Annotated in this window: 9 protein-coding genes and 1 pseudogene; 5 read left to right on the forward strand and 5 right to left on the reverse strand. The window is 43.2% G+C overall.

What is annotated here, in order from left to right; all coding sequences use genetic code 11:
* Positions 1–106: 106 nt before the first annotated feature.
* On the reverse strand, positions 107–1339 hold the full coding sequence (locus NDI34_RS22240; RefSeq protein ID WP_190985158.1) for a glycosyltransferase family 4 protein: 1233 nt from the start codon (positions 1337–1339) through the stop codon (positions 107–109).
* 127 nt (positions 1340–1466) lie between these two features.
* Here NDI34_RS22240 and NDI34_RS22245 point away from each other — a divergent pair, with 127 nt between their 5' ends.
* Complete coding sequence (locus NDI34_RS22245) at positions 1467–2456, forward strand: glycosyltransferase (RefSeq protein ID WP_190985159.1); 990 nt, start codon at positions 1467–1469, stop codon at positions 2454–2456.
* A gap of 93 nt (positions 2457–2549) precedes the next feature.
* Here NDI34_RS22245 and NDI34_RS22250 read toward each other — a convergent pair whose 3' ends face one another.
* The 3 genes from NDI34_RS22250 to NDI34_RS22260 form a co-directional block, all read right to left on the reverse strand.
* Positions 2550–3233, reverse strand: coding sequence for a hypothetical protein (locus NDI34_RS22250; RefSeq protein ID WP_190531293.1), 684 nt, complete (start codon positions 3231–3233; stop codon positions 2550–2552).
* On the reverse strand, positions 3230–4669 hold the full coding sequence (locus tag NDI34_RS22255) for an AAA family ATPase (protein WP_348233862.1): 1440 nt from the start codon (positions 4667–4669) through the stop codon (positions 3230–3232). Before NDI34_RS22255 ends, NDI34_RS22250 begins: the two co-directional genes overlap by 4 nt.
* Before the next feature lie 230 nt (positions 4670–4899).
* Complete coding sequence (locus NDI34_RS22260) at positions 4900–5334, reverse strand: HHL1-like protein (protein ID WP_190527632.1); 435 nt, start codon at positions 5332–5334, stop codon at positions 4900–4902.
* A 64-nt stretch (positions 5335–5398) separates the two neighbouring features.
* On the opposite strand from NDI34_RS22260, the gene NDI34_RS22265 reads away from it, so the two are divergent.
* Together NDI34_RS22265 and NDI34_RS22270 are read left to right on the forward strand one after the other, a co-directional pair.
* The gene (locus NDI34_RS22265) at positions 5399–5587 is read left to right on the forward strand and encodes a hypothetical protein (RefSeq protein WP_190682687.1); all 189 of its coding nucleotides are present in this window, start codon (positions 5399–5401) and stop codon (positions 5585–5587) included.
* Positions 5588–5668: 81 nt separating this feature from the next.
* Positions 5669–6610 (forward strand): ParA family protein, encoded by a 942-nt coding sequence (locus NDI34_RS22270; protein WP_190412090.1) that lies wholly within the window; start codon positions 5669–5671, stop codon positions 6608–6610.
* 655 nt (positions 6611–7265) lie between these two features.
* Here NDI34_RS22270 and NDI34_RS22275 read toward each other — a convergent pair.
* Positions 7266–7631 carry a cupin domain-containing protein gene (locus NDI34_RS22275; protein ID WP_348233863.1) on the reverse strand — a complete coding sequence of 122 codons (366 nt, stop codon included), beginning with the start codon at positions 7629–7631 and terminating at the stop codon, positions 7266–7268.
* A gap of 132 nt (positions 7632–7763) precedes the next feature.
* On the opposite strand from NDI34_RS22275, the pseudogene NDI34_RS22280 reads away from it, so the two are divergent.
* Positions 7764–8851: pseudogene (locus NDI34_RS22280) on the forward strand (transposase).
* Between the two features lie 85 nt (positions 8852–8936).
* On the forward strand, positions 8937–9071 hold a 135-nt coding region (locus tag NDI34_RS22285; protein ID WP_348232470.1), incomplete at its 3' end, for an IS630 transposase-related protein.

Genomic DNA, 9071 nt, shown 5'->3' on the forward strand with positions numbered 1-9071 from the left:
ACTTGGAAACATTTAATCCTTCCTTCTTGCTTGTCTTCCCTCACTAGCGGGGAATAGAGGAAGGTACGGGGAGGGAGAAATGCGACTTTCCCCGTTAACGAGGGATTTAAGGTGAAAGCAGCACTTGTTCGTAACGAGATCCGGCGCTTTCCCAGGTGTACTCTGTTTCGATGAGCGATCGCGCATTTTTCGATAACTGCTCTCTGAGATCCGCATCTTCAAACAACTTAGCGATCGCATCCACATACTCTTCCACCCGATTAGCGCGTAACGCGCGTAACGGCACGCTTTCCCCGTCAACCGCTAATCCTTCCAAACCGCGATCGCTCCCCACTACGGGCACCCCAGCTGCCATTGCCTCCAACGTTTTATTTTTGATCCCAAATCCTGTCCGCATCGGCACCACGCAGACGCAAGACTTGTGCAAATACTCTGCCATTGAAGGTACACGCCCCGTAACCGTAATCCCAGGACGCTTCCCTAAATCTACAACTTCCGTTCCAGGACGAGCGCCCACCAATTCCAGCGTCGCATCCGGATATCGCTTCTGAACCTCCGGGAACACCTCCAAGCTAAAAAAGCGCACCGCATCAATATTCGGCGTGTTATCCATCGCCCCAATAAAAATTAATCGGTGTCCTCCCGGATCGGCAGAACGCATGGGAAACTGAGTAAAATCTACCCCATTCGGAATCACTTGAATGTGGGCGTTGGGATTAAATTCCTGAATTTGTTGCTTATCTTCCTCCGTCGTCACCACAATTGCCGAAAATTTAGAACAGTAGCGCTGCTCATAGCGGCGCAACAGCGGCAAATTCAGCTTGTCTCGCAATGGCTTCTCAGATGTCCCCGTTTCCAGCTGGTTCTTGCACGTCCCGTAGACAGAACTATGAATATTTACCAGCGTCCGCAGCGCTGAGGTTTTCCCATCCTTGCGCCGCCACTCAGGACGCACATAGATTTCATTCACGCAATGTTCGCAAGTAATCGCCTCAAACTTGCCAGCAGCAACTGCTTCATCCACCCATTTCTGAATCTCTGGCGAGTAGAGAGACAGCACGCTGGGGGGTGTTCCCTCCTGCAAAAACGTACTGAAGCGCCGCAGTTTCCCCAACACGCCTCCTTGAGAACTTTCCTGTGGGCGCGGAAAAACCACCAACTCGTCCACCCACTCTTGCAGTCCTTTTATTTCTTCGTCCGTAACATCTCCACTGCGCTGCGTAATTAGAGTAATCGCATGGCTAGACTTGAGATACTTGAGTAAATTAAACGTCCTTACTTGCGTTCCCCCCCGTGTTGGCGGATAGGGAAAGGTGGAAGAGAGCATTAAAATCTTCATCGTAGACTGAGCGTTTGGTTAGATTTTACGGAGAGGGATAATATCGATACTATAGACTTTCGCCTCATACTAGACTTGCCAGAGCGTGTCTCTACTGCGTAAAAATAATCAGTAACAACTTCAGCTTATGCCCAAAGTTAGCATTTCCATCCCTACCTACAATCGAGCTAATTTGTTGCCTTATGCAGTAAATAGCGTACTGGCTCAAACTTATACAGATTTTGAACTAATCATCTGTGACGATGGTTCTACTGATGACACCCCAGCAGTAGTGAGTCAATGGAACGATCCGAGAATTCGCTATATCCGGCACCCGGTTAATATTAAGCGCAGCCGAAATATGCGTTCTGGTTTTGATGCCGCTGGTGGAACTTATTTTATTAAATTTGACGATGATGATGCATTAACGCCTGAATTTTTAGAAAAAACGGTAGCTGTTTTAGACGCTAATCCAACCATAGATTTTGTTTGTACAAACCACTGGATTATAGATGCCAGAGGGGAAAGAAATGAATCAGCTACTTTAGAAAATTCTGCTAAGTGGGGGAAGGACAAACTCAACGAGGGAATGATTCCGGATTTAATTACGGAAACTTTCCAAAAACAAAGCTTACAGGTTGGTTCTACGCTCTTTCGGATGGAGTGTTTGAAAGAAGTTGATTATATGCGCCCGGAAGCAGATGGTTGTGAGGATTTTGATTTACTGGTGAGGTTAGCGATCGCAGGCAAGAATGGATACTTCCTACCAGAATTCCTCATGGAATATCGAATGCACGGGGGGCAAACCAGCCTAAAACAAAATATTCACTTTTTGAAAGCAAAATCCTTCTGCCTAAATAGTTACAAATTCCCGGAGCAGCAATTAGAAAAAGCCCGATTAAATAAACTTGCCGGAACCCGGAAAGCGCTGGGTTTAAGACTGATTGAAAATGGCGAAACTTTAGAAGGACGCAAACTTTTGCAAGAATCTAGTCAAATTTTGGGAAGTTCGCGTCAAGCAACGTTTGGGATCGTGCTGTCTTATTTGCCTACCAGCTTGCGGCAATTCGCTCTTCAAACTTTTCGTAAAATTCGCCCCAAAGATTACGCTGAGCAAGTTCGAGAAGCGGCTAATTGATGAGGAAGTTAATTGGAGCGATCGCTATTAGCAGTTAACTGGCGAGGCGCTGCGTTTAATGCGTTGCGCCAAGTGAAATAATGAGGTTATTAGTTACTTTTGGCTGACATCAGCTTTTTCAAGAGCTGCAATAATGTCATCTTTTTTAATCTTTGAAGGTATCTTTATATTTCGTTCTATCACGATCGCTTTTAGCTCCGGAACTGTCTTTCCAGCGTAACCCGATTTTTTAGACGGAGTCTTATCAGGTTTCTTGGTTCCTCCTTTTTCTGGCTTGTTCAGGATTGGTTCAATTTTTTTAACAAATTCATTAATATGTTCGCTGAGCCTGTTGCTAATAAGTTGAATTTTTCTATCTATCAAACTCTCAATTTCAGGCAATATACTTTCAAGTTGTATTACTTCATTTGATGACTCAACCCTATTTAAAGGCTGTGTGTCAGCAACTGGTGACTCATTATTAAAATCTCGATTTCTCAGGACTTTAACCTGATCCATGAGAACTCCCTCATTTTCTGATTCAATAATGAAAGCTCCAATCATTTCTCCTTTACGAGGATCTATCTCACGAGCCTTAACAGCGGCGTAGTATTCAAAATGTCCATTAACTACCTCATAGGATTCTAGGCTAGTTCTGCGAATAACTGGGGGATTAATAATACCTTCAGCTTTTAAAATTAACTCAGCAGTCTGATTTAACTCATCCTCTGAGAATTCTGAACGGGGAACATTAGAGTTAATTTTTTTTACTCCTACGAGCGAAGTAGATAATTTCATGCAGTTAGTCCTATTTCTCGCAAAACTTCTTCTGCTAGTAAATTAAATTCCTGAGCGGAGGTAGAATCTGGCTTGAAATCAAGCACCGAGATTGGATCTGGTATTTCCATGTTACCTACAATCTGAACTTTTTCGGTACACTTTGCCAGCTCCTCTCTTTCATAAATAACGCTTTCCATTACTTTCAAATCGTAGCGTTTGGGAATTACCTCTAAGCGCCGTGGTAAAGTATATTGAACAAATCTTGAATTCGTAGATATTTTACTAGGAAGAACACCTAATATTTCAATAGCTGGTTTATTGAGAAATTTTCTGAACTCATTATTTGTTTTAACAAAATCCTTGACGTTTACTAACCCTTGATTAGCAAAGGGTTTTAGATCGGAAGGAATAATTAGATAGTCAGCGGTGATTAGAGCAATTCTGGCATAAAGGTTTAAAGATGGTGGCGTATCAATAATTACAACATCGTATTGAGCCTCTACTGCTTTTAGTTTTTGCAGGAGCATTAATTTACTAGAATCTTGTTGGTTTAGCTCAATTTCGTATTGCATTAAACTGATGTGGGAAGGCAACACATCAATTTCAGGGTTACTATACTGAGATTTCTTAGCAACTTCGTTTATAGGGTAAAACTCTTCTGACCTCAATAGATGACGAACATTGCAATCTTTTAGCTCATCTAGTTCTTCATCATCAAATTTTGCTAAACCTGCGGCAAAGGTAGTGTTAGCTTGACTATCTAAGTCAACAATCAGGACTTTTTTGCCTTTCTTTCTGATAGCAGCGGCTAGGTTAACAACGGTTGTTGTTTTGCCTACGCCGCCTTTGTTGTGGTAAACCGCAATTGTTTTCACAGTATGTTGCCTTTTTTGCTGAATAATTGGTGTGGATCTGAGTTGAGAATTAATTAATTCAGGTTGTAATGTTTTTTCCTCTACCAAAGGTTCATTTTGAGCGTTTTCAAGATTAATTTTGATATTGGTTGGATCTTCAGTAGTTTTTTCATTTAAGTTATTTCTACCAATAATAGTTTTTATATTGTCTATTTTAGAGCTAATCTCTCTGCCGGAACAGTGAAATACTAGCTGAATATTATCCTGATTTTTTTTATAAATTCTGAGTTCCTTGCCATTTGTTAACAATCCATATTCTACATTCAAACTCATTAAGTAGCGCTTGAGTCTGCCAGTATGTCTATTTAAGTTTTGATTGGGATGCTTTGCTTCCATTACAACGCTTAATGGCGAGTTGTCATCCAACACAAATGGGATGACTTGCGCTGCAAATGCCAAAAAGTCTAATCGAATACTGCCAACGGCAATCTCTTGATGCCAAGTTTCTGGAGTATATCCTAGCTGTGGCAGCAGATATTGAACGATGAGTTTACTTTCTACTTCACTCTCATTTCGGCAAAGCTCAGGGTTGAAGTTCAATTGTGTTCTTCCTCTCCACGGCACTCATTGAAACCTTAAACCTACCTGATTGTCCTCAGAGTGAGGTTTTTCGTATTAGGGTATTGACCGCTTCTTAAAGACATGGGTCAAGTTCCTTTTAAAGTTTAGCTTCTGCTCAACTGGCAGTGGCAAAAGTGAGTTGGATGCGATCGCTCTTTATGTATGCCGCTATCCGAAGAAACGATCGCATCCTTGCACTAAACAACAAATTAACCCCGTTTCAATAGCCCAGAGAAGCTATTCTTCAGCTTATCGATCGTTGCTTGAATCGCGTTCGGGACAGATGGCTGAGGAGGAACGGCAACTTGGATTGGCTCATCTGCATATTCAGAACCCTTGAGGCGATAGCCATATTCCAAATTGTTCTGGTTCTTGCGGAGGACGGGAAATAGACGGAAGGCTCCTTGGCGTAAGTCTTCTTGGGTGTCGAAGATGGCTTGATTAATCTTACTGGTGCGATTCACCGCTAGGGAACCGACTGGAAACCAGTTTTTTTTACCTTGGATGCGAATGTAAATATTGAATTCTGGTACTCCGTCCCCCTTCATCTTGTCGTACTGCTTGGATGCTTCCGCGCGTTTGGTGGAGCTTTTGGGAGTTTTTTTGGTTTTTTGAACTTTGCCAAATCCACTATTAGTTGTCATAGATATTGATTGGTGTTTTGCTTTATTTATAAAAGTTTACATAATTTTCAGAAATCTGGGATAGTTGATTTCAGCGCAAGTTCTGGGCAAACGCTGTAGGGTAAGAGAAGCGATCGCACGTGCCATCGCTATTCTGGAGAGATTCCGCTTTGATAGGCGATATCCGTGGCGCACGGAACACCGCGATCCCAAATCGTCGCAACTCTCATATCGCGCTATTGCCTTACGACGGCGAATCCAAGATTATTATTAAGGCTGTAACAGTTGACCAGGGATTGAGTGACTGCGATTCGCTTTGTATTTAGCGGGGCGTAGGCTTGAGAGGAGCTAACAAATGGGATATGTAATTGCAACGGTAAACATGAAAGGCGGCGTCGGTAAGACGACTCTCAGTGTCAACTTGGCGACTTGTTTAGCCAAACATCATGGGAAACGGGTTCTAGTCGTCGATTTAGACACGCAAATCAGTGCTACGCTCAGCCTGATGTCCCCACAGGACTTCGGAAAGAGCCGGAAAGAGAAACGCACGTTGAGACAGCTGGTTTATAAAGCAGTTAAACCCGATCTTCCAACTAATCTTTCAATCCAAGATATTATTCAGCCTTACGTTTGCACAGTTAAAGGGCTGGATTTATTGCCGGGGGATATCGATCTCTACGATGAATTTTTAGTGTCTGAGATGCTCCATGAAAGAGCGCTAAGGGATGGAAATAGTAACTTCATTCAAGTTTGGAATGAGTTTGAAAAGCAATTAGTCAGAGGGATTTTACAGCCGATAATTAAAGATTACGACTTCATTATTCTGGACTGCGCTCCTGGCTACAATCTTTTGACTCGTAGTGGGATTGTCGCTAGTAATTTCTACTTGCTGCCAGCTAGACCAGAACCTTTATCCGTTGTAGGAATTCAACTGCTAGAAAGACGGATTAATAAGCTCAAAGAAAGTCATAATTTGGATGGCTTACTCAATCTCCGCCTGATGGGAATTGTCTTTATTATGTCAGGGAACATTCTGAGTGGAAGATATTACCAGCAAGTGATGCAGCGAGTTACTGAAGATTTTACCCCGGCTCAAATTTTCAAAACCCGCATTCCAATGGATGTAAATGTCTCTAAAGCAGTTGATAGTTTTACCCCGGTGAGTCTTAACAACCCCAATTCATCTGGCTCTAAAGCATTCCTTAAGTTAACGCAAGAGTTTTTACAGAAGTTACAAGTTTCTGGTGGTATCTACCAGGCTCCAGAAGCCAAGGTGAACTTAGCCAACCTCGATTGAAGATTCGTAATGAGCGGTTAACGGTGGATTGATTAACCTCCAATTTTTTTGGGTAGGGGCTTTTTCTGTGCCATGCCCCTACTTAATCCACGTTCCGAAGGTTCCTATCGCCCTAGGATTCTCTGCTACGGACTTGTATGGGTTTCGTGGATGCGACGCTCGTATCCTTCATACCCGCGATTCCCACTTAACTTTGTTTCATAATCTGAATAGTAGCTCTCTCCAACAACATGAATTTTGGTTTCATTTACTGGTGCTTCTGGAGATGCCTGCTAAAGTAAAAATATGAAGCTAAAAAGCTTCCCTGACAGATTCTACAGCGCGGTTCACATACGACTTGAGAGGTAAAAACGCTGTTTCATTTAACATCTGTCTCATCCAACAACAGCAGCACTCATCCAGAAGGCTGATATTTCCTAAGCTAGTGACTAGGGAGCGATGCAACTAAACTTTGTAAGTTAGTTCAACTCCACGTCGAATTGCCCATAAGAGGAAATCACTTAGCGAGTCTGGTTGGAGTGCTGTTGTTGTTTTAAAGATTTAAATTTAATGAATCCAGCATTTCCAAACAAGGAAGCAATTCAAAAGTAATGCGATCGCTTGCAACAAAATGTCTGTAGCAGGCAAATTATAAATTTTGCCTGCGTTTGTGTACTCAAGCGTCGTAAATTGTTTCGTCTTCCTTACGCCACGCCGGATCGACAATGCAGATAAACACCAACGGTTCAGTTCCGCAGCTGTGAATAAATTGCTTGGCATTCTGCGGAATATAAACCATATCTCCAGGTTCTACCAACTGGGTTTCTTCATCAATGTGCATCTCACCAGCACCGCTAAGGATGTAGTAAACCTCGGAAGTTGTTAGCGAGTGCGGCGTCGAAGTTTGTCCCACCGGCAGAATCGCGTGAGCCAAGCTATAACGCAATTCTACCGGCTGTTTATCTGGATGCAATAACTCCCTCAACTGAGTGGCATCACCGGCAATAAATTCTTCGCAGTCATGGAGCTTTTGAATTAGCATTCTCGATTCAGAGAGTAAAAAAACACCCGCAGTAATCTTACCCAAAAATTACGGGTTTAAAGCCCCGTCCTTCTAGGGCGATTTTTCTGTGTTTATAGCAATAAGTTGCTATAAACACAGTAGGATATTCCCATGATTGTATTAGAGTTCAAGTTAAAAGGTAGACATGAGCAGTATCGGGTCATTGACGACATGAGCCGAACGCGCAGTTTATCCGCAACAAAGCACTCCGGTACTGGATGGACAATCAAGGAATTAAGCTCTCTGACCTCTACAAACAATGTGCTGTATTAGCCAAAGAGTTTGATTGGGCAGGCAAGCTTAACTCAATGGCGCGTCAAGCCTCGGCTGAACGCGCCCTGATTGCAATTCAACGTTTCTTTGCTAATTGCAAAGCGAACTCGCCTGGAAAGAAAGGATTCCCGCAGTTCAAGAAGTGTACTCGCTCTGTAGAGTACAAGACTAGCGGGTGGAAGCTTTCTTCCGATAAGAGACACTTGACTTTCACGGATGGCTTTAAAGCTGGAACGTTTAAGTTAGTCGGCTCTCGCGACCTATATTTCTACGCTTCCGAAGAGATTAAGCGAGTGCGGGTAATCCGTCGCGCTGACGGCTACTACAGCCAGTTCTGCATCAATGTAGAACGAGTAGAAGAAATCGTTCCTACGGGCAAAGCGGTTGGGCTGGATGTGGGATTAGCCCATTTCTACACCGACAGCACAGGAGAAACTGTTCCAAACCCTCGCCATCTTCAAAAAAGCGAGAAAGCCCTGAAGCGCTTGCAACGAAGAGTTTCTAAGAAAAAGAAAGGATCAGCCAACCGCCGGAAAGCCATTAATCGGCTAGGAAGAAAACACCTAAAAGTCGGTAGACAGCGTAAAGACTTCGCCGTAAAAACGGCGTTGTGCGTGGTGAAATCTAGCGATTTCGTAGCCTACGAAGACTTGCAGGTGAAGAATATGGTGAAAAACCACAAGCTTGCCAAAAGCATTAGTGATGCAGCTTGGTCACAGTTCGCCCAATGGTTGCAGTATTTAGGGAAGGTGTACGGAAAAACAGTAGTTGCTGTTGCTCCTCAATATACATCCCAAGATTGTTCTAACTGCGGTGCGACAGTTAAGAAGTCGCTATCAGTCAGGACTCATGTATGTGGCTGTGGAACTGTATTAGACCGCGACCACAACGTCGCACTAAACATTTTGGCTAAAGCTTTAAGGTAAACAGGTATTGATTTATAGCAACCGCCAAGATAGTTAGGACGTAGAGTAGAGATCACCTGTGGTCCTGAAGTTATTCAAGCTGCTCATGGCAAACCCCTATAGTTATGACCTGCGTCAGAAGGTGATCCAAGCGATCGAGTTAGACGGCATGAAGAAAAGTGAAGCCGCACAGGTGTTCCAAATTAGTCGCAATACGATTGACCTATGGCTGAAGCGGCGA

This window comes from Trichocoleus sp. DQ-U1 (genome assembly GCF_039961925.1).
Classification (GTDB): domain Bacteria; phylum Cyanobacteriota; class Cyanobacteriia; order Cyanobacteriales; family FACHB-T130; genus FACHB-T130.

Coding starts and splice junctions, on each gene's coding strand:
- NDI34_RS22245 (WP_190985159.1), top strand. CDS start 1,467: ATGCCCAAAGTTAGCATTTCCATCCCTACCTACAATCGAGCTAATTTG.
- NDI34_RS22270 (WP_190412090.1), top strand. CDS start 5,669: ATGGGATATGTAATTGCAACGGTAAACATGAAAGGCGGCGTCGGTAAG.
- NDI34_RS22240 (WP_190985158.1), bottom strand. CDS start 1,339: ATGAAGATTTTAATGCTCTCTTCCACCTTTCCCTATCCGCCAACACGG.
- NDI34_RS22275 (WP_348233863.1), bottom strand. CDS start 7,631: ATGCTAATTCAAAAGCTCCATGACTGCGAAGAATTTATTGCCGGTGAT.
- NDI34_RS22250 (WP_190531293.1), bottom strand. CDS start 3,233: ATGAAATTATCTACTTCGCTCGTAGGAGTAAAAAAAATTAACTCTAAT.
- NDI34_RS22260 (WP_190527632.1), bottom strand. CDS start 5,334: ATGACAACTAATAGTGGATTTGGCAAAGTTCAAAAAACCAAAAAAACT.